Below are 16,173 nucleotides of genomic sequence, written 5' to 3' on the forward strand. Positions count from 1 at the left end.
TGCAAGTGAATCGTCACCACAGAGGTCTCAATCTCGACTGGTGACGAGCTGAACAGGGTTGAGACTACCGGGCATCCAAGGAAACCGGCCAGCCGTGAGGCTGCCCTGCCCAGCCCGTCATAACTGACAGGTACAGCTGGGCCGCACAAAAAAACACGCGGGCGCGTGTTGTGCGCTTGGAATGCTGAACGGGGTCTCAATCCCGGCAACGGATTTTGCCGTTGCTTGCGCAGTATCGCGCAACATGGCGCGACCAGCAACATCCGAACCACACAATTCAGGGCAAATAATGGCAAATAAGCCACATCACCACCCCACGCACTGAGACAGGGTAAGGCGGGCCAGCGCGGCCCGCTATGTCTGTTTTGGGTGAAAACTAACACTTGATCAATGGTTATCACGGAGTGAGGCCCTCTGGCTTGCCTGCTCTTCTCGCCGCATCCTCTGCATTTCATCCCGCACCGTTTTTGCCACATCTTGCGGGCTCTGCCCCGGCTGCTGGTACACGTAGATAGGGCTGTTGATGGAGTTGTCGATGGTCTGTTTGTTGACAGGCTTTAACCGCGCCGGTTCTGCGATACGAGGGCCAGTACCGTAGGTGTAAGCCGATGAAAGAGCGGGTGTGTTGTAGTTGCCGTTCAGGTAGCCCGGCGTGCTGGCGGTCGGAATATCGAATTTCGGGATCTTCTTGGTTTCGAGGACGCCGAGCGACTCGAGCAGCCACTCGATGCCCTTCAAGAAGGCTTTGAGCGGGGTCAGGGCCAGGTTGAAGGCTTCGCCCAGGATGCGGCCGACGAACTGGCCGGCACTGCCGAACCCTTCCAGCGTTTCCTTGGAGAACTTGAGTGGTTCGAGCAGGTCGCCAAACCAGCCTGAGAGCGCTTTAACCCCGGTACCGAGGCCATCAATGAGCGGGGCGAACGGCTTGAAGGCTTCAAAGACTGGGGCAAGCCCGGTCAGGATGCCCTGCCAGAGGCCGCTGAAAAATGCGCTGATGGGTTCCCAGAACTTGATGATGGCCACGCCCAAGATTGCGAGCCCGGCCAGCGGCGCCAAGATGGCGGTTATGGCCCCCAGCATGCCGCCAAAGGTGACGCCCAGCACCCCAAGGGTCAACTTCATGATAGCCATGGGGCCAAGTAGGGCGGCGACTGCCAGCGACAGGCCGCCCAGAGCGATGGCAATGACGGAGGTGACCGCCGCCACCTTGACTAGGGTGTTTGCCAGTGCAGGGTTGGCCTCGACCCAGTTACGCACGGTTTTCACCGTCTCCTTGATATAGCCAATGATGTCCATCAGGGAGCCGCGTAGCAGCTCGCCCAGCGATGATTTGACATTCGCTATCCCGGCTTGCAGGAGAAGCCACTGTGAACTCAGAGAGTCTTTGTCGATGTCGGACTCGCGCTTCATCGAGCCCTTGGCTTTCTCGTCGTTGACCAACGCCAGTTGACGGCGTAGTTCCGGTAGGTTGTTGGCCAGTTTTGAGGCGTCGTCGCCGAACTCATCACCGAATAGCTGGGTGGTGACCCTGAGCTGGTCTTCTGGCTTGAGCGCTTTGATTTTATCAAGCACGTTGACAATGGTGCCCATGGCATCGGTGACCATTGCCTTTTCGATTTTGTCCGAATCCATGCCGATCGCCTTGATACCGGCCTGAAAGCGCTTGCCCTGCATGGTTGCCACTGACAATTCACGAACAAGGGCGTTTGAGGCTGTTGCAGCGACTTCCCTTGGTGTGCCAAGGCTGAGGAAGGTAGAACCCAGTGCGGCCGCTTTCTTGTAATCGAGCTTGTCGGCCACGCCCCCTAGGCGTTGCAGTACGTCGATGATGTCTGCCCCCTTGGATTGTGCGTTGTCATCCAAATAGTTGAGGGCATCACCCAACCCCTCTATCTCGTTTATCGGGATCTTGTAGAGGTTGGCAACTTTGCCAAGGTCTTCGGCCAGCTGTTCTGCTGGGGCTTCAAATGCTTTCGATGCCATCGCGTTGGTTTTGGCGAACCTGATGAGATTTTCTTCCCCTTGTACGCCCATGCGGGCGCCGCCGGTGACGAGCCCAGCAAAGTCGATGGCGCCGTTTTGCATGGGCAGCTCTTCCGCCATGTCTTTCATCTGCTTCGACATGCGGAAGTAAACCGGGGTTAGCTTGCCGGCGCTATCACGGGCGCCATCGACCTGTTTTGCCACCCCTTTCATGGCGTCTTCAAATTCTGAATAGCCCTTGATCGCTCCAAGCACAGGGAGCCCCATAGCCGTCCCTGTGGCTATTGCGGTGGCGCCGTGGCCGGCAATCTGGCCGCGCAGCTCTTGGGTCTGGCGGTAGCTGGCCTTGACCTGGTTGAGGCGCTTTTGCTGGTCAGCCAGTTGGCCCAGCTTGGCGCGCTGAGAGTCGAGCACGGTGTTAGCCGCGGCCAAATCGGTTTTCAGGCGGCGCTGGGTTTCGCTGAGGTTGCTGGTGTTGATGCCGCTCTTGCGCATAGCTTCACCCATCTGAGCGTGACGGGTGATCATTTCCCCTTCTTTGGTCTTGAGCTGGTTGAGGGCTTTCTCGGCCTTGTTGAGCTCATTGATCATCAGGCGGGTTGGCTTGGGGGTGTCGGCAATCTTGCGCTGCAGTTCGCTGAACGAACCCTCGGCCTGTTTCAGCTTTGCCTTGGTTGCGCCAATCTGGGCGCCCAGCGTTTTGTAGCCTTCTATTTGGCCGGCTTGGGTTTCGAGGTCGCGGATTTTCTTCTTGGTGTCGACCAAGTCTTTGGCGGTCAGGCGGCTCTGGCCGCTGACGGCTTTGAGGGGGGCGGTGAGCTTGTCGACCGCCCCGAGCAGGATTTGAAGTTTGAGAGGGTTCATTGTTCTTCTGCCCCGTTGATGCGGTTGTGAATCTCAACGAGGCGTTGGTGCCAGCCCATCAGCTCGCTGATCTCCATGGCCGCCATCTCGGACGGCGGCCAGTGGGCGATGATGGCGATCTCGGCCATCAGGTCGTCTATGCAGTGAGGTAGGCCTCCTGCTGCGAGCCCATCAAAAAACCGACCACCACTACCCCGGCTTTGAGCAGGTCAGCCGGGTCCATGTCGTTCACCTCTTTTTCGGTCAGGTCAGTGATGCGGGGCAGCAGTTTGATGAGGGTATCCACGTTCATCTGGACGATGTCCATGGTGTTGAGGCCGCGCAGGTGGCCCGCCTTTTTGGGGCTGCGGATGATCAGGCTGTTGAGGGTGCCCTCGCCGCGCTGGATCGGGGTGTCGAGGGTGATTTCTTTCTGGTCCATGGTGCTTGTTCCTGTTGTGGATGTGGTGAGGGCGGCGCTTTCTGTTGGGATAAGGGCCGCCCGTTGGGTTGTTGGGTGGGTTAGAGGCCGATGGCTTTGCGGTGTTCGGCCATGCGATCGACGCCGTCGGGGCCGATTTCGATCATGTTGAGCAGGTCGATTTCGTGGATAACGACCCCATCAATGGTCACTTTGTAGTAGGTGTTGACCATGGTGACCTTGGCCTGGCTGTTATCACCGACCTTGGCGGTGCCCCAGTCGATTTCTTTGAAACGACCTCGGGTGAACACTTCTACGGACTGCACGCCGACAACGTCATCCCGCTGGATGGAGCCAGCAAAGCGAAGGGCGATGCCGTCGATCTTGCCATTGCCCATTTTGCCCAGGATCTCGGCGCTGTAGCCGCCCATGGTGAAAGAGGTATCGAGGGCGCTGTCATCCAGCCCCATGTCGATGTTGACGGCACCCCCCATGCCGCCGCCGCGATAGGCTTCGAACTTGCGTGAGAGCTTGGCAAAGGTGAAGTCTTCCGCTTCGCCGATCCAGTTGGTGCCGTCGGTGAACACGTTGAGCTGTTTGACTTTTCTTGGCAGTGCCATGGTGGCTCCTTATGCGGCGGCTGCGACGCGGGCGCCGAAGTCGATGAGGTAGTGATCGGTGATGCGCTGGATAAAGCCGAGGTCTTCAAGCGGCGGCACCGGGGTGTAGTTGTAATCGATGCGCAGCTTGCCGGCCTTGAGGGTGTCTTTGTTGTTGAGCTCTTCGTTGTACCAGCAGTCAAAGCCGAGCAGGTAACCGCCAGTCACCAGTTCGCGGCCCTTGGCCTTGATACCCTCGACGATGTCTTTCACCAGGGAAGGGTGCAGCGGCTTGTCGTTGGCCCACATGTGGGCCTCTGCCATGGTGTCGGCCAGGACCTGGGCGGTGCGGGTGTAGTTCTCGAAGGCGAACTGCGGGTCATCTGAGCAGGTGCGGTTGCCCCAGTAGCGGGGCCCGTTGGACTGGATCAGGCCGGTGACCTCGTTGGCGTTGAGCAGGCCGACTTCGGTATCGGGGTCTTGCAGATCCCAGAACAGGGACTTGGTCATGCCGTCGACCCCGGTCACGCCGACGTTCGACAGGGTCTTGTGCCAGCCGATCTCTTTGTCGATGAGCGCCCGCATGGCGGCAGCCTTGAGGCAGGCATCGAGCTTGACGCTGGCATTGGTGGCCACGTCCCAGGCGGTCCAGTCGGCATGCACCAGCATCAGCTCGCGGCTGCTGAAGTTTTCACGGTAGGCCAGCGCAGCCTCGACGGTTTCGGCGATGGTCGGCACGTAGGCAAAGGCGCGCAGTTTCTTGGCCATGCCCGCCAAAGCGGTAGCTACCGGCAGGGTGCAGTTGTCCGGCACACAGAGGATGCGCGGCTTGACGGTGGTGACCGGGGCAGCACGTTCCAGCGCCTTGAGGCCGGTGTAGCTGCCATCCGGCTTGATGGTGCCGATGATGTTGCTGGTCAGGGCGGCCGCGTCGGCGCCATCCGCCACGCGCACGGCGATGACGATGGTGTTGACGGTGTCATAGATGGTTTGCAGCGAGCGCTTGAGGTTGCCCTGGGTGCCAGCCTTGGCGATGGCCGCCGGCAGGTTGGCGATCAGCACCGGTTTATCGAGCGGGAAATAGGCGGCATCCGCATCGGAGCTGGTGCAGACCATGCCGATCACCGCCGTGGCGACGGTGCGGATGGTGCGGGTGCCCTCGTTGACTTCCACGACGCGCACGCCGTGGTGAAATTGGTCCAGTGCCATAGGTTCTCCTGTTGTCCGGACGGAGCTTTTGCAAGGAAATGCGAGCATGGTCAGGATGCAGTGGCAGGGGATGGCGGGCGAGCGGTTGCCATTGTGTGGCGGCTCTACACAATGGTCAGGCGGTGACAAGGTAGCCTTTGGCGGCAGTTATGACACACCCCGCACTGGGCGGGGTGGTGGCTAAATATCGGTATCAGGGGGTGGTTGAAGGCGGGTCTCTCAAAATGGGATAACCATTCTCATCGGCCGCCAAAATGGCTTTAGCCTGGCCTTTCACCATGATGTCCCTGGTGTCCTTGGTGATCTCTTTGGCGTCTTTCGGGATGGCAGTGCTGACGTGGATATCAGAGTCATAAAAGCCCATGGTGGAGGCTGAAAAATAGAACATTGTTATCTCCTTTCTATGCGCCGATGGCGATCCAGTTGGTGGAATAGGTTCCGCTTGAGCGGCAAACCAGCCTGGTTCGTTCTTTTTTGCAGGCCACATAGCCAACGTTTCCTGATTCGGCGGTGTAGTCGCATGACACGGTGGCGCCCCAGCAGGCGGTTGGAAAGGCGATAGGGAAGGAAATACCGAAGTCATAGGTTGATGCACCGACGCCAGTTCCCCATTGGATGATGATCCCTCCCATCCAGGTTGGCAGGCAGATATACCCGACCGAACCGAGCATGAAGGATATGCCAGACCTGAGTTTCTTCGGGGTGATTGCGACATCGTCAGCCGTGCCTGCATCTGTTTGGGCCTGACTGGCTACCTTCATCATTCCCAGCACAGTTTCTGATGCTTGCTTCACCCAATCCTTCAGTTTTTTAGGCGTGATAGCGACATCGTCAGCCGTGCCTGCGTCTGTTTGGGCCTGACTGGCTACCTTTATCATTCCCAGCACGGTTTCACTTGCCTGCTTGACCCAGCCCCACAAGGTTTTCACCGTGACAACTGCATCGGTCTTCTGATTGGCAGTGACCGTTTCATTCACCTCTGCCTGGGTGGCGTAGCGGGTGAAGCCTTTGGCCGTTTCGCTTGCGTCTGGGTGTTCCCGGCTCTGCTTGTGCGCAGCCAGCAGATCGTCGACGTATTTGCGGGTAGCCAGCACCACGGCCGGGTCAATCTTGAGCTCCACCGCGCTGGTGTCGCTGACGATCAGCACGATGCGGATTACCTGGGTGCGGCCGGCGCCACTGCTGAGCAACGGCTTGTAGGTGTCCGGCGTGTTGGCGATGGCGATCAGGGTGCCATCTTCTGAGAAGATGCCAGCTTCACGGATCCACCAGTCGCCGACGTTTTCCGGGATGATCTGCTCGGCGACCAATTGCGACTGATTGGTAGGGTCTTGAAACAGGGTATTGATGGGCGCGCGCCGTCTCTCCCTGACCAGTGCGGTTTGGGCTGCGTTCGGCGTGACGGGTTGGCCGTTGCCATCGCCGACAGCCATGTGGGTGATTTTAAGCGGCACACCCAGCGCGATGGCATTGGCGAGCTTGGCCTGGCCGGCATCGGTGGGGATGGCGAAATAGATGGCGCTCAAGCGGCACCTCCTGTTTGTTGCGGTTGAATGGTCAAGGTGTCGATGGTGTGGGTGATGCCGCCATGCCACTGCTGGCCGCTGACTTCAATCACGTCTGGGCTGTAGGGGTAGATGGTCAGCTCGTCGCCCAGGTAGCAGGCGGCCCCCAGATAGAGCTGACCGCGAGTCTCCATGCTGATGGCAAGGCCGGTCAGGTGGCGGGTCATCGGCTTGGCGTCGGCGATCAGCCGTTCCAGCTCCTGGTACATGGTTTCGGTGATGCCGGTGTCGAGCACGCCGATGTCGAGCTTGAAAGTGCCCGGGGCGGCGTTCGGTGTTTCTTGCCACCATTCCAGCACCCGGATCAGGTAGCCCAGCGGCTCGACCACCCGGCGGATAGCGCCGATGGTGCCTTTGTGGCTGTGCACGAAGTAGCTGTTGGCAATGACCTGGCGTTTGGTGGACTCTGGCCATTTGTCATCCCAGCGATCGACGCTCCAACTTGCGGCCAGATAGGGCAGCAGGTGGGTGGGGCAGGTCCAGGGTGACCAGAGTGAGCGGAACGGGAGCGGCAACTGCATGGCCTGCTCCCCGGCGGTGGCCAGGTTGCGCTCGGTGCGGCTGGTGCTGGGCGGCAGCAGGGTGGTCATGATGCCCGCTCCACGGTGAAGCCGGTGCAGTAGGCTGCCTGGGTGGGGCTGGGGGTGATGTCGGCCCAGCCGATCAGGTCGACCTTGCTGACCCCTTGCACGTGCAGGGCGGCATCAATGGCAGAGCGTGGCACCTCGATGCCGATGCGCCGGCGCGGGTTGATGAAGGCGGCCAGCTTGTCGCGGGCTGCCTGCAGGATCACGTCTCCCTCTGCCCCCTGGCTGCTGATATGCAGCTTGGCGGTGATGCTGTAACGGATGATGCCCGCGCTCTGCACGGTGAGGCGGTCGGCAACCGGGCGGCGGTCTTCGTGGCTCAGGGCTTTGTCGACCTTGGCTATCAGCGCGGCGTCGGCGGTGCCGTCCCCTTCGGTGCTGAGGATGGTGACGATGGCCACGGCGCCCGATGGGCTGGATCCTTTTGCGTCTGCCACCTTGCCATCAGCAGAGAGGGCGAAATACTCATAGGCCCCGGTCGGTCCGGCGACGCTGAGGCCATCCCACGCCATCAGGGCGCGCAGGATCATGGCTTCGTCATCTTCCTTGATTTCGGGTACCGGCGGGGTGGCGGTGGGGTCACCCGGCTGGATGATGAGCCGCTGCACATTCCAGTTTGCCACCAGGTTGTCGAGATCGCTCCCCTTGGCCCACGCCAGCATGTTGGCGACAGCGGCATCGTTGATGCGTTGGCGCAAGATCAGCTCTCGATAGGCATTCTCCTGCAGCAGCTTGGTGATGGGCTCTGATTCGAGTACCAGGGTGGCCTCGACGCTGGCTTGTTGGTCTGCCGGGTGGAGGCTGACGAAATAGGCTTTGCGCTCGGCCAGGATGGTCTCGAAGTCCAGCAGTTCGATCACATCAGGCTGTGGCAGTTGGGAGAGGGTGATGGTGCTCACTGGGCGGCTCCGGTTTGGATGGTGATGCTGGCAGACTCCTGGGCACCGCCATCTTTGCGCTGCCAGGTGAGCTCGATGGTCAAGGCGCCGGCAGTGGCGCCAGTCAGCACGTCGACCCTGGTGATGGTGATACGCGGTTCCCAGTTGATGAGGGCCTGCACGGTGGCGGCCATCAGGCGCAAGCGGGTGACCTGGTGCAGGGGTTGGTCGATGAGGTAGAACAGTTCGCTGCCGTAGTCGCGGCGCATGACCCGCGAGCCCACCGGGGTGATGAGGATGTCGCGCACCGACTGGATGATGTGGTCGGTGGCGCTGATGGCGCGGCCGGTGGCTGCATTCATGCCGAGCCAGTTCATACCGGGCCCCCTGATGTATCGCTGCCGCGCTGCACGTCTGTGTGGCCGTGGGTACCGACTTCGACGGCGCCGACTTTGGCGGTTTCACTGATCACGCGCTTTGCCTGCAGCAGGTTGGTGCAGATGACCTTGGGGGCTTCGAACGTCACGCTGATGCTGGCTTTGACCCTGGCCGCCATGATGCCGGTGGCATTGAGCTCGCCGGTTTGCGGGTTGTATTCGATGATGGCGCCATCGCTGTATTCGGTACGGTCGAGGTCTGGATTGTCATCGTCAGCCAGTGGCTCGTCTGCGTCGGCGGCGTTGAGGGAGCCCACGATGTACGCATTGCGCAGATCGCCACTGACTGACAACAACATGACCTGTTCGCCGATAGAGAGGCGATGACGGGTGCGGTTGTTCCCGGCCCGTTCGGTGAGGTAGGGCCGCCAGTTGGTGATGAGGTCGCCGGTTTTGACGCGACATTCCCCTGAGCGCACGGCGGTGACGGTGCCGATGCGGATCAGGTTGTCGAGCTGGCGTTGGAGTTCGATCAGGGTCAGTTGCATGGGGCCATTGTTTTGGGCAATGGCGGGGAAGGCGAGGGACGGCCATTGTGTAGCGCGCTTACACAATGGCGGCGGTTATAACCCTTTAGTGAGTTGGGCCAGCAGTTGGTCTTCCACTTTGTCGATGTCGTTGGCGTCCATGCCCAGCAGGCGGCGGGCCGGGTACTGGATGTCTTGCCCCTTGCTGCCTTTGTCTTTCAGGCCGTAGTGGTGGATATGGGCGATTTTCTCGGCGGTGCTGGCGAACGTGACTTCGGCCCTGTCGCTGTAGCCCTTGGCCTTGAGCCAGGTTGATTTGATGAGGCGGGAGAACATCTTGCGCTTGAGCCGGCTTTTGTTGATGGTGTCGCCCTTACTGGCATCGACCTTGATGAAGCGCTTGATGCGGGAGCGTTTGAAGGTGCGGATGCCGCCCCGCATGATGTCGAAACCGATGATGTAGCTGCGGGTACCGCGCCAGCTTTTCAGGTGGCGCACTTCTTTGTCACTGGTGGTGTAGATGAACTTTATTTCGCGGTTGCCGCGTTGCGGCTTGCGCGGGTCCATCTTGTCCCCTTCCGGGGTGACGTTGTCTTTGATGCGCTTGGCGTTGCTTTCGCGCATCTCTTTGGCCATCTGGTCAGCAAACTTGGCCAGTTCCCGCTGCGACAGGTTAGCCCTTATCAGCTCTACCCTGGCGGCGAAGTCGTTCAGACGGTCGATGTCGGCGGCCATGGCTGATATTCCCCGTTGATAAACAGTTCCCAGGTGATGCCGTCGTAGGGGTCTTCTGGCGGCTCCGGCAGGTGTTCGAAGTGCAGGCCCTGCTCATCCTTCCAGACCTTGACCCGCTCGGTCAGTGGCAGCTTGATTTCGATGTCACAGGTTTCGTTGTTCTGGATCTCGACTTCGAACCGCATGGCGTTTTCACGCTTGTCGCTGTTCATCATCAGTTCTGGCTGGTACTGCCTGATCCATGCCAGCAGCGGCACCATGACGGTGTTCACGTTCTGGGCAAAGTCGGCCACGATGATGGTCAGTTCGTACTGGTATTCAAACGACAGGCTGGCGGCGCCGGTGGCAACCAGCTTGCCCTTGTCGACGAAAATCATCATGTGATCCGGGTTCTGGCGCAGCAGCGGGATGCACTGCTGCAACACCTCACGGATCTGTTTTGGTTTTTCCATTCTCCCTCCCGTTCTGGTGCCGTTGCTGGCAGGCGATGAGGCTGTCGACCTGGGCGGCGCAGGTGGCCCAGGCGGCCTCGGTCTGGGTCAGCTGGTCGAGCAGATCGCCGTTATTGGCCGGGCTTGCCGGCGGCAGCTGGCAGGGGGTCAGGCCCTGACAGGTGAGCCTGATAATCTGCGGAGCCGGTGATGGTGGGGCGCTGGAGCAGCCTGACAACAGGATCAGGCAGAGGGCGATCAGCCCACTCCTTGAGTTCGGCATTTTCACGTTTGAGCCTCTTGATGGTGTCGGCCCGGGTGGCGGCCGTGATGGTCAGATCGCCAAGCTGGCGCTGCAGCGTGGCGGCGGCGGTTGCCTGGGCGTCCAGTTCACCGGTGAGGTGGTCGATGGCTCCGTCTTTGAGCTTTTCCCGCTGCTCGGCCTCTTTGGCCTTGTCGTTGGCGGCCTTGAGGTCGGTTTGCAGGGTATCGACCTTGCCCCTGGCGGTCGCTGCAGAGGTGGCCGACCAGCCCCAGCCGGCCAAGGCAATGGCCAGCGCCAGCAGCAACCAGGTGAGGGGTGATCGCATCAGGTTACCCATCATGCTCAATCCCCCCAACTTTTAATGCGACGTGGCGGAGGGGGCGGTGGTAACGGAGGTGTTTTATCAGACCCTCTGAACGGACAGATTGTACATCCGCCAATCACTCGCATTTCCAAACACTTCGCACCCAGCTTGACGCAGGTCTTTCCTGCCAAGTGACCGCATTTAGGCTGAGGCATCTGCCACCTCCTTCACCGGGTAGACCTTGGCAAAGTGGTCGTATGCCTTGGCCAGCTTGGTGTCGTAGTCGTTGTCCTTGTAGGCCGGCCCGTTGTAGCGGCAGGCGAAGTCGGCCCATTTACGGCCCTGCAGTGCCTTGTGCATGGCTTGGTCTTGCTGGATGAAACGGCACAGGGCGGTGAGGTGGTCGACCTCGCTGCGCTGCATAGCGGCCTGCCAGTCGCTGGCAGAGGCAAATCCCAGCGCCTGCCAGTGGTAGCCCATGATCTGGAACATGCCCCAGCTGGCCGACTCGATGGCGGCATCCCGGTGCAGGCTGATGGCCAGCTGCAGCCTTTCCCACTCTGCCGAGCCGCCGGCATAGCCGCCGCGCTTGGGGTTGACCAGGTTGGGGTAACTGGCTGCCATCTGGTCGGCGGTGGCTTTGCCCAGGTGCTTGGTGAGCTGCTTGTAGAACACATGCCGCTCGAACAGCACCACCGGGCGCTGGTCTTGGGTGAAGCCTTCACCAATGCTCTCGACCTGGGCAACGGTGGCCATGGTGGCGAGCGGCAGGCCCAGCAGGTCAGCGCCTGCCTGCATGTCATCGATGCGCAACTGGTTGCCGCGCTCGCTGCCGATCAGGGCTGCCATAGTGCGGGGGCCTGCTTGGCCGATGGCGGCGATCATGTAGTCACGCTGGAAGGCGAGCAGGGCGCGCTCGGTGGCATCGCCAAACCAGCCATCCGGCTCGACCGGATAGCCGGCTTTGGTCAGGCGACGCTGCAGATCGGCAACGGCGGTGCCGGTATCCCCTTTTTTCAGGCTCATGGGTGAAACCTCCCGTTCAGGTGGCTGGCGGTGGTCGGTTGCTGGCGGCGACGCGGCAGCAGGCGCATGACGGATCCGCGAGAGCCGATCAGGGCGGTGAGCAGGACGGCGGCCAGCAGCACCGCTGCCGGGTCTGGCGCTGGCATGACCCCGAGTAGGGCGCGCAGCGGCACGGACCCGGCGGCGACGGTGATGACCCATGCCAGCAGGGCCGGCAGGGGGCGATAGTCGCCCCCGTTGCGGTTGAAGGTGGCGATGCGCATGGCGATCGCGGCGCAGATCATGGCGTAGAGGATGGTCAGCATGTCAGCCCCCTTTGCGGAGTTTGAGCAGGTCTTCTGGCGTTTTGCGCAGGATCCACTGCAGCAGGTGGACGGCCAGCGCCGAGGCCAGCATGGCGCCGACGGCCCTGGGGACTTCGACACTGAGCGGCAGCACGCTGGCCAGCATGGCGGCAACCAGCGGGGCCGCCAGCGCGCCCGCCACGAAGGCGGCAACGAACAGGCCCGCCTTGCGCAGGTTGCCAAGCTCGGCGGTGGTGGCGATGAACACCAGCGCCCCGGCGAATGCACCGAGCAGGACGCCGGGGTCTACGCCCGGGAAGAGGGACAGCAGCGCCAGACCGGTAAGGGTGCTGGTTGCTGCACTGGATGAAATCGGTTCTGGCATCGTGCTCTCCTGTTTTTATCGTTTACCGCCGTAGTGGCGAGCGGTTTGGAATTCGTGGATGGTCTGGCACTCGGCGCAGCGTTCGCAGCCCCGGATCGCTTCACGGCGCGCCTGCGGGATGGGGTTTTCGCAGTCGATGCAGTAGTGCGGGCCGGTGCCACTGATGCGGGCGGCGTGGATGCGGGCAGCGAGTTGCTGCTCGCTGATGTCGGCCAGTCGTTCGAGTTCGTCGTCGAGGCGGCTCATGGTCAGTCCCATAGCTGGATCAGCGGCTGCTCGGCCTGGGTGGGGGCCGCTGGCATTGTGATGAGGGTTCCGGTCTGGAGGATGGGGCCGAGCTCGGCCAAACCGGGGTTGAGTTCGAGCACCTGCTCGGTGATGCCTGCGGTGTAGCCGTAATGCCGGAACAGGATGAGATCGAGGGTGTCACCCTGCTGGCTGCGCAGTTGCATCAGATGAGCTCCACTGTGATGTGGGTGGTGCCGATGATGTCGCGAATGGCAAAGCGGGCGTCGCGGTAAAGGTCATCTGAGCTCACCACTTTGGCGTCTGCCCCTTTGACGCCGTCACCGGTGGCGCTGTAGTCGGTGTAGCGTTCCAGCAGGTTGGCGCGGGTCATGGCGTAGACGGCGCGCCGGTAGCTGTGCAGGTGCGCCGATTCGTTGTTGATGAGCTCGCCCGGCACGGCGGCCAGGGTGGCGTGGCCTTCGGCTTGGCGAGCGGTGCGCCACTGGGCCAGATCGCGGTTGACGCTGGTGACGGCGTCGATCACGGCGTGGGTGAGGCGCTTGGCGGTGACGGTGCCATCGAGCCTGACGGTGTCGCGCAGGTCGGCCAGTGAGATGGCCGGCCAGAACGGATCGCTGGTGACTTGCCCTTCATCCGGTGCGGTCGGTGCGGTGGCGATGAATCCGGTGCTCATGGTGCTCCTGGTTCTGGTGGTAGCCCGTTTGTTGGGCGGTGGTCGGGCCGTCTGGTATGCGAAACGCATTCGTCAGGCCCGAGCCGCCCAGGGTGCGGGGTTCGCTCGGTTAGCTGCCGCCGCCGGTGGCGTCGGGCTGCTGTTCTTTTTTCAGTTCGCGCTCGAGCACTTCGAGCTCTTTTTTGATGCCGACCTTGTCATGCAGCTCGATGGCACGCCGGTAGTGCTCGGCGGCCCACGGCTTGATCCCTTCTGCGTAGCAGGCTCTGCCCATGGCCTTGTGCAGCTTGGCGCGCACCTGGTCGAAGATGTCGCTGTCGCTGAGCAATTCCATGTAGTTGCCCAGTAGTTCCAGCGATGGGCCGTTGCCTGCCTCTTGCTGCTTGATGGCGGTGTCGGCGACCTCTTCGGCAATCATGGTGGCGGCGGTGCGCTCGTAGCGATCGGGGGTGCTGAGGCCATGGCGGATCACGTAGGAGGCCATGGGTAGGGCTCCTTCCAGATCGCCGGTGTCGAGGTGCCAGAGCATGACGGTGACGAGGACGTCATCTTGTCCGCCCCGGTCTGCGGCCAGCACGCCATCAATCCACGGCTGATAGACGGCCAGCATGGGGCGCTTGGCGTCGATCTTGCGTTCGATGCTCTGGATGCCTTTGAGGGTGCGGCGGTGTTCGGCCAGCTGCATCAGCTGCAGCTCGTAGGCGTTGGCGCGCATCTGGTCGAACTGGGGATTGGCCGCCCCTTGCAGGGCGGCCAATTTGCGTTCGCGGTTGCGACGGGCAGGTGAAGTCATGCTGCCCCCTTAACCGCCGGCGGCCGGTTTCGGCCCGATGACGATGTTTTCGACCAGGGCCGCGCAGTCGTAGTCTTCCACCACGTAGGCGTCGTTGGAGCTTTCGTAGTTGACGATGCGGTTGCGCTTGGGCTCGTCTTCGATGTAACGACGGCGGGCACCGGTCTGCGGGTAGATCGAGAGGTTGCTGATCTTGGTGATGAGCAGCTTGTCTTCAGGGAAGAAGGGGACGCGCACGGCTTTGAGGCCGCCGATCTGCTTCTGGCTCACCAGCACCTGGCCGGCCAGCTTGTTCTGGTTGTCATCGGCGTTGTTGATGATGGGGAAGTATTTATCGGAGAGCAGCTTGCGGCCGCAGATGACCACCAAGTCGGTATCGTCCTGATACCAGGGGGCGATAATCTCGTTGACGGCGTCGTACACCAGGGCGTCGAGGTTGTGGTAGTCGCCTTCCTTGGTGTCGGTTTCCCCTTTCTGCTGGTAGATGTAGATCTTGCCGCTGCCCTCGGTGCCCTCGCTCATGACCTGGGCCGGGGCATCGGTGCGGATGTGTTGCAGCCAGCCGATGTTGACGTCTTGCAGCAGGGGGAATGCTGCGCGATCGGTGTCGGCGGCGACGCGGGTGCCATGCCAGCCGATCATGATGCGGTCGAGCCCCTGACGGGTGAGGATGGCGTCGCGAACTCTGGTCTGGAAGTCGGGGAACTTGGCCCATGCGTCGATCTGGCCGTAGCCGATCTGGGTGTCGAAGTTGGTCTGGGCGCATTCGTAGCTCTGGTCGTAGAGACCGTGCGGGCTGCTGGGCTGGCGGTCTTTAGTGTCGGTGTTGGTGCGACCGGCGATGGTGCTGGTGATGCCGATACCGACCTTTTGACCTTTCATCTCATCGACCGTGATGATGTTGATCATGCCGAGGAAGGCGACCGACTCCTGCATTTTGGTTTCCAGGATCTGCTGGACGCTGGGCTGCACGTTGAACTGCACCGTGGCGCTGGAGACGGCGTTGAGTTTGGCCACCTGGCCGGTGAACTCGTTGAACTTCTGGCGGGTTTCGTTACGCATTGGGCATGGTCCTTAGCAGTCGGTTTGAATGGTGGCGCCATCGCTACCGGTGGCCGGCTGGCGCTTGTGGCTGAAATCTTCCTGGTCTTCCAGGTTGGCGGTGAGGTCGGCCAGCGCCTTGGTTGTGGTTTCCAGCTTGCCGGTCAGCTCGGTGATGGTCTGGGCCTGTTCGGCGAACTTCTTCTGCATGCCGGCATCGAGGCTGGTGACCTCTTTTGCCACCGTTTCGACGGCTTGGTGCACGTCGCTGAAATCGGCGGTGGATTGCTTCTTGTGGGTGGAGAACAGCGCGGTAACCCGCTCCAGCAGGCTGGGGCCTTTGTCGCTGTCGTCTTCGAATTCGATGACGGTTTCCAGCGCTTCGGTGAACAGGCACTCCTTGTGCTGCTTGCGCTCGGCCAGCGGGTTGACCTTCGCTTTGCTGCAGAACTCCAACATTTCAGTGCCAAGGCTGGCCGGGCTGTCGGTGACGGCCAGCCCCATCAGGTAGGCGCCCTTTTCGTTCAGGTTGGGGTGGATTTCGACGGAGGTGTAAACCTTCTGGCGCTTCTTGTTCAGCTCGACCAGTTCGGGTGTCGGGTCGATCTGCACGTACAGGGCCAGGCGCTTTTCACCTTCCATGTCGACCTCTTCGGTCTTGGCTGCGGTGATGTCGCCGTACATCTTGAACTGACCGTTCGGGTCATAGCCCCGGATGTGCTCCATATTGACCCGCGCGCCGTAGGTGGACTGGTTGTAGCGCTTGGCCATCTGTTCAATCCACTCGCGGGTGATGGTGCGCCCGTCGGTCGTGCCCCCCTCGACGGCGACGCGGAAAAATTTGGACTTAGGCATGAGCTGGGATCCCTTTGGTGATTGGGTGGTGATGTCGCGGTTATGGTCTGGTTGAGCGGCGGGATCGTGCAATCGGCCGCCATTGTGTAAGAGCGCCACACAATGGCGGTGGGGCGTTGGTGGTTGGTCTGGCTGGGTAGACT

Annotated in this window: 24 protein-coding genes; all 24 read right to left on the reverse strand. The window is 61.3% G+C overall.

Annotation, left to right across the window (positions count from 1 at the left end):
- Window positions 1-387 precede the first annotated feature (387 nt).
- On the reverse strand, window positions 388-2,847 hold the full coding sequence (locus tag ACPDZI_RS02765) for a phage tail tape measure protein (protein WP_139752944.1): 2,460 nt from the start codon (window positions 2,845-2,847) through the stop codon (window positions 388-390).
- Complete coding sequence (locus ACPDZI_RS02770; protein ID WP_041218506.1) at window positions 2,844-2,975, reverse strand: GpE family phage tail protein; 132 nt, start codon at window positions 2,973-2,975, stop codon at window positions 2,844-2,846. Before ACPDZI_RS02770 ends, ACPDZI_RS02765 begins: the two co-directional genes overlap by 4 nt.
- An 8-nt stretch (window positions 2,976-2,983) precedes the next feature.
- Window positions 2,984-3,268: a phage tail assembly protein gene (locus ACPDZI_RS02775; RefSeq protein ID WP_139752943.1), complete on the reverse strand. Its 285-nt coding sequence runs from the start codon at window positions 3,266-3,268 to the stop codon at window positions 2,984-2,986.
- 80 nt (window positions 3,269-3,348) lie between these two features.
- On the reverse strand, window positions 3,349-3,867 hold the full coding sequence (locus ACPDZI_RS02780) for a phage major tail tube protein (protein WP_215281058.1): 519 nt from the start codon (window positions 3,865-3,867) through the stop codon (window positions 3,349-3,351).
- A gap of 9 nt (window positions 3,868-3,876) precedes the next feature.
- Complete coding sequence (locus ACPDZI_RS02785) at window positions 3,877-5,055, reverse strand: phage tail sheath protein (RefSeq protein ID WP_438833962.1); 1,179 nt, start codon at window positions 5,053-5,055, stop codon at window positions 3,877-3,879.
- Between the two features lie 193 nt (window positions 5,056-5,248).
- Complete coding sequence (locus ACPDZI_RS02790; protein ID WP_438833963.1) at window positions 5,249-5,443, reverse strand: hypothetical protein; 195 nt, start codon at window positions 5,441-5,443, stop codon at window positions 5,249-5,251.
- 13 nt (window positions 5,444-5,456) lie between these two features.
- On the reverse strand, window positions 5,457-6,581 hold the full coding sequence (locus tag ACPDZI_RS02795) for a phage tail protein (protein WP_438833964.1): 1,125 nt from the start codon (window positions 6,579-6,581) through the stop codon (window positions 5,457-5,459).
- Window positions 6,578-7,210 (reverse strand): phage tail protein I, encoded by a 633-nt coding sequence (locus ACPDZI_RS02800; protein WP_438833965.1) that lies wholly within the window; start codon window positions 7,208-7,210, stop codon window positions 6,578-6,580. Before ACPDZI_RS02800 ends, ACPDZI_RS02795 begins: the two co-directional genes overlap by 4 nt.
- Window positions 7,207-8,106 carry a baseplate J/gp47 family protein gene (locus ACPDZI_RS02805; RefSeq protein ID WP_438833966.1) on the reverse strand — a complete coding sequence of 300 codons (900 nt, stop codon included), beginning with the start codon at window positions 8,104-8,106 and terminating at the stop codon, window positions 7,207-7,209. The genes ACPDZI_RS02800 and ACPDZI_RS02805 overlap by 4 nt, the downstream gene beginning before the upstream one ends.
- Window positions 8,103-8,462 carry a GPW/gp25 family protein gene (locus tag ACPDZI_RS02810; protein WP_438833967.1) on the reverse strand — a complete coding sequence of 120 codons (360 nt, stop codon included), beginning with the start codon at window positions 8,460-8,462 and terminating at the stop codon, window positions 8,103-8,105. The genes ACPDZI_RS02805 and ACPDZI_RS02810 overlap by 4 nt, the downstream gene beginning before the upstream one ends.
- Window positions 8,459-9,010, reverse strand: a complete 552-nt coding sequence (locus ACPDZI_RS02815; RefSeq protein WP_438833968.1) for a phage baseplate assembly protein V — start codon at window positions 9,008-9,010, stop codon at window positions 8,459-8,461. Before ACPDZI_RS02815 ends, ACPDZI_RS02810 begins: the two co-directional genes overlap by 4 nt.
- 75 nt (window positions 9,011-9,085) lie before the next feature.
- Window positions 9,086-9,724: a phage virion morphogenesis protein gene (locus tag ACPDZI_RS02820; RefSeq protein WP_139704717.1), complete on the reverse strand. Its 639-nt coding sequence runs from the start codon at window positions 9,722-9,724 to the stop codon at window positions 9,086-9,088.
- The gene (locus tag ACPDZI_RS02825; protein ID WP_017411170.1) at window positions 9,700-10,176 is read right to left on the reverse strand and encodes a phage tail protein; all 477 of its coding nucleotides are present in this window, start codon (window positions 10,174-10,176) and stop codon (window positions 9,700-9,702) included. The genes ACPDZI_RS02820 and ACPDZI_RS02825 overlap by 25 nt, the downstream gene beginning before the upstream one ends.
- Window positions 10,151-10,393: an Rz1-like lysis system protein LysC gene (lysC, locus tag ACPDZI_RS02830; RefSeq protein ID WP_257497479.1), complete on the reverse strand. Its 243-nt coding sequence runs from the start codon at window positions 10,391-10,393 to the stop codon at window positions 10,151-10,153. The genes ACPDZI_RS02825 and lysC overlap by 26 nt, the downstream gene beginning before the upstream one ends.
- Entirely contained in the window at window positions 10,287-10,760 is a 474-nt protein-coding gene (gene lysB, locus ACPDZI_RS02835) for an Rz-like lysis system protein LysB (RefSeq protein WP_438833969.1), read from the reverse strand. The genes lysC and lysB overlap by 107 nt, the downstream gene beginning before the upstream one ends.
- Before the next feature lie 165 nt (window positions 10,761-10,925).
- Window positions 10,926-11,750, reverse strand: a complete 825-nt coding sequence (locus tag ACPDZI_RS02840) for an N-acetylmuramidase domain-containing protein (protein ID WP_438833970.1) — start codon at window positions 11,748-11,750, stop codon at window positions 10,926-10,928.
- Window positions 11,747-12,055 carry a phage holin family protein gene (locus tag ACPDZI_RS02845; RefSeq protein ID WP_438833971.1) on the reverse strand — a complete coding sequence of 103 codons (309 nt, stop codon included), beginning with the start codon at window positions 12,053-12,055 and terminating at the stop codon, window positions 11,747-11,749. The genes ACPDZI_RS02840 and ACPDZI_RS02845 overlap by 4 nt, the downstream gene beginning before the upstream one ends.
- Before the next feature lies 1 nt (window position 12,056).
- Complete coding sequence (locus tag ACPDZI_RS02850) at window positions 12,057-12,419, reverse strand: putative holin (protein WP_017411174.1); 363 nt, start codon at window positions 12,417-12,419, stop codon at window positions 12,057-12,059.
- A 15-nt stretch (window positions 12,420-12,434) separates the two neighbouring features.
- Window positions 12,435-12,665: a TraR/DksA C4-type zinc finger protein gene (locus tag ACPDZI_RS02855; protein ID WP_026080496.1), complete on the reverse strand. Its 231-nt coding sequence runs from the start codon at window positions 12,663-12,665 to the stop codon at window positions 12,435-12,437.
- A 2-nt stretch (window positions 12,666-12,667) separates the two neighbouring features.
- Window positions 12,668-12,871 carry a tail protein X gene (locus ACPDZI_RS02860; RefSeq protein WP_438833972.1) on the reverse strand — a complete coding sequence of 68 codons (204 nt, stop codon included), beginning with the start codon at window positions 12,869-12,871 and terminating at the stop codon, window positions 12,668-12,670.
- The gene (locus tag ACPDZI_RS02865; RefSeq protein WP_215281086.1) at window positions 12,871-13,341 is read right to left on the reverse strand and encodes a head completion/stabilization protein; all 471 of its coding nucleotides are present in this window, start codon (window positions 13,339-13,341) and stop codon (window positions 12,871-12,873) included. Before ACPDZI_RS02865 ends, ACPDZI_RS02860 begins: the two co-directional genes overlap by 1 nt.
- Before the next feature lie 109 nt (window positions 13,342-13,450).
- Complete coding sequence (gene gpM / locus ACPDZI_RS02870) at window positions 13,451-14,134, reverse strand: phage terminase small subunit (protein WP_438833973.1); 684 nt, start codon at window positions 14,132-14,134, stop codon at window positions 13,451-13,453.
- A 9-nt stretch (window positions 14,135-14,143) separates the two neighbouring features.
- Entirely contained in the window at window positions 14,144-15,196 is a 1,053-nt protein-coding gene (locus ACPDZI_RS02875) for a phage major capsid protein, P2 family (protein WP_438833974.1), read from the reverse strand.
- A 12-nt stretch (window positions 15,197-15,208) separates the two neighbouring features.
- Window positions 15,209-16,030, reverse strand: coding sequence for a GPO family capsid scaffolding protein (locus tag ACPDZI_RS02880; protein ID WP_438833975.1), 822 nt, complete (start codon window positions 16,028-16,030; stop codon window positions 15,209-15,211).
- Window positions 16,031-16,173: the final 143 nt, after the last annotated feature.

Origin of the sequence: Aeromonas oralensis (assembly GCF_049665575.1) — a bacterium.
Lineage (GTDB): Bacteria > Pseudomonadota > Gammaproteobacteria > Enterobacterales > Aeromonadaceae > Aeromonas > Aeromonas hydrophila.

Bases quoted from the DNA above. Each gene is read 5' to 3' on its own strand.
- ACPDZI_RS02840 (WP_438833970.1), bottom strand. From the start codon at position 11,750: ATGAGCCTGAAAAAAGGGGATACCGGCACCGCCGTTGCCGATCTGCAG.
- ACPDZI_RS02825 (WP_017411170.1), bottom strand. From the start codon at position 10,176: ATGGAAAAACCAAAACAGATCCGTGAGGTGTTGCAGCAGTGCATCCCG.
- ACPDZI_RS02855 (WP_026080496.1), bottom strand. From the start codon at position 12,665: ATGAGCCGCCTCGACGACGAACTCGAACGACTGGCCGACATCAGCGAG.
- ACPDZI_RS02845 (WP_438833971.1), bottom strand. From the start codon at position 12,055: ATGCTGACCATCCTCTACGCCATGATCTGCGCCGCGATCGCCATGCGC.
- ACPDZI_RS02770 (WP_041218506.1), bottom strand. From the start codon at position 2,975: ATGGCCGAGATCGCCATCATCGCCCACTGGCCGCCGTCCGAGATGGCG.
- ACPDZI_RS02810 (WP_438833967.1), bottom strand. From the start codon at position 8,462: ATGAACTGGCTCGGCATGAATGCAGCCACCGGCCGCGCCATCAGCGCC.
- ACPDZI_RS02875 (WP_438833974.1), bottom strand. From the start codon at position 15,196: ATGCGTAACGAAACCCGCCAGAAGTTCAACGAGTTCACCGGCCAGGTG.
- ACPDZI_RS02780 (WP_215281058.1), bottom strand. From the start codon at position 3,867: ATGGCACTGCCAAGAAAAGTCAAACAGCTCAACGTGTTCACCGACGGC.
- gpM (WP_438833973.1), bottom strand. From the start codon at position 14,134: ATGACTTCACCTGCCCGTCGCAACCGCGAACGCAAATTGGCCGCCCTG.
- ACPDZI_RS02815 (WP_438833968.1), bottom strand. From the start codon at position 9,010: ATGCAACTGACCCTGATCGAACTCCAACGCCAGCTCGACAACCTGATC.
- ACPDZI_RS02820 (WP_139704717.1), bottom strand. From the start codon at position 9,724: ATGGCCGCCGACATCGACCGTCTGAACGACTTCGCCGCCAGGGTAGAG.
- ACPDZI_RS02880 (WP_438833975.1), bottom strand. From the start codon at position 16,030: ATGCCTAAGTCCAAATTTTTCCGCGTCGCCGTCGAGGGGGGCACGACC.
- ACPDZI_RS02865 (WP_215281086.1), bottom strand. From the start codon at position 13,341: ATGAGCACCGGATTCATCGCCACCGCACCGACCGCACCGGATGAAGGG.
- lysB (WP_438833969.1), bottom strand. From the start codon at position 10,760: ATGATGGGTAACCTGATGCGATCACCCCTCACCTGGTTGCTGCTGGCG.
- ACPDZI_RS02775 (WP_139752943.1), bottom strand. From the start codon at position 3,268: ATGGACCAGAAAGAAATCACCCTCGACACCCCGATCCAGCGCGGCGAG.
- ACPDZI_RS02860 (WP_438833972.1), bottom strand. From the start codon at position 12,871: ATGCAACTGCGCAGCCAGCAGGGTGACACCCTCGATCTCATCCTGTTC.
- ACPDZI_RS02800 (WP_438833965.1), bottom strand. From the start codon at position 7,210: ATGACCACCCTGCTGCCGCCCAGCACCAGCCGCACCGAGCGCAACCTG.
- ACPDZI_RS02765 (WP_139752944.1), bottom strand. From the start codon at position 2,847: ATGAACCCTCTCAAACTTCAAATCCTGCTCGGGGCGGTCGACAAGCTC.
- ACPDZI_RS02850 (WP_017411174.1), bottom strand. From the start codon at position 12,419: ATGCCAGAACCGATTTCATCCAGTGCAGCAACCAGCACCCTTACCGGT.
- ACPDZI_RS02785 (WP_438833962.1), bottom strand. From the start codon at position 5,055: ATGGCACTGGACCAATTTCACCACGGCGTGCGCGTCGTGGAAGTCAAC.
- ACPDZI_RS02790 (WP_438833963.1), bottom strand. From the start codon at position 5,443: ATGTTCTATTTTTCAGCCTCCACCATGGGCTTTTATGACTCTGATATC.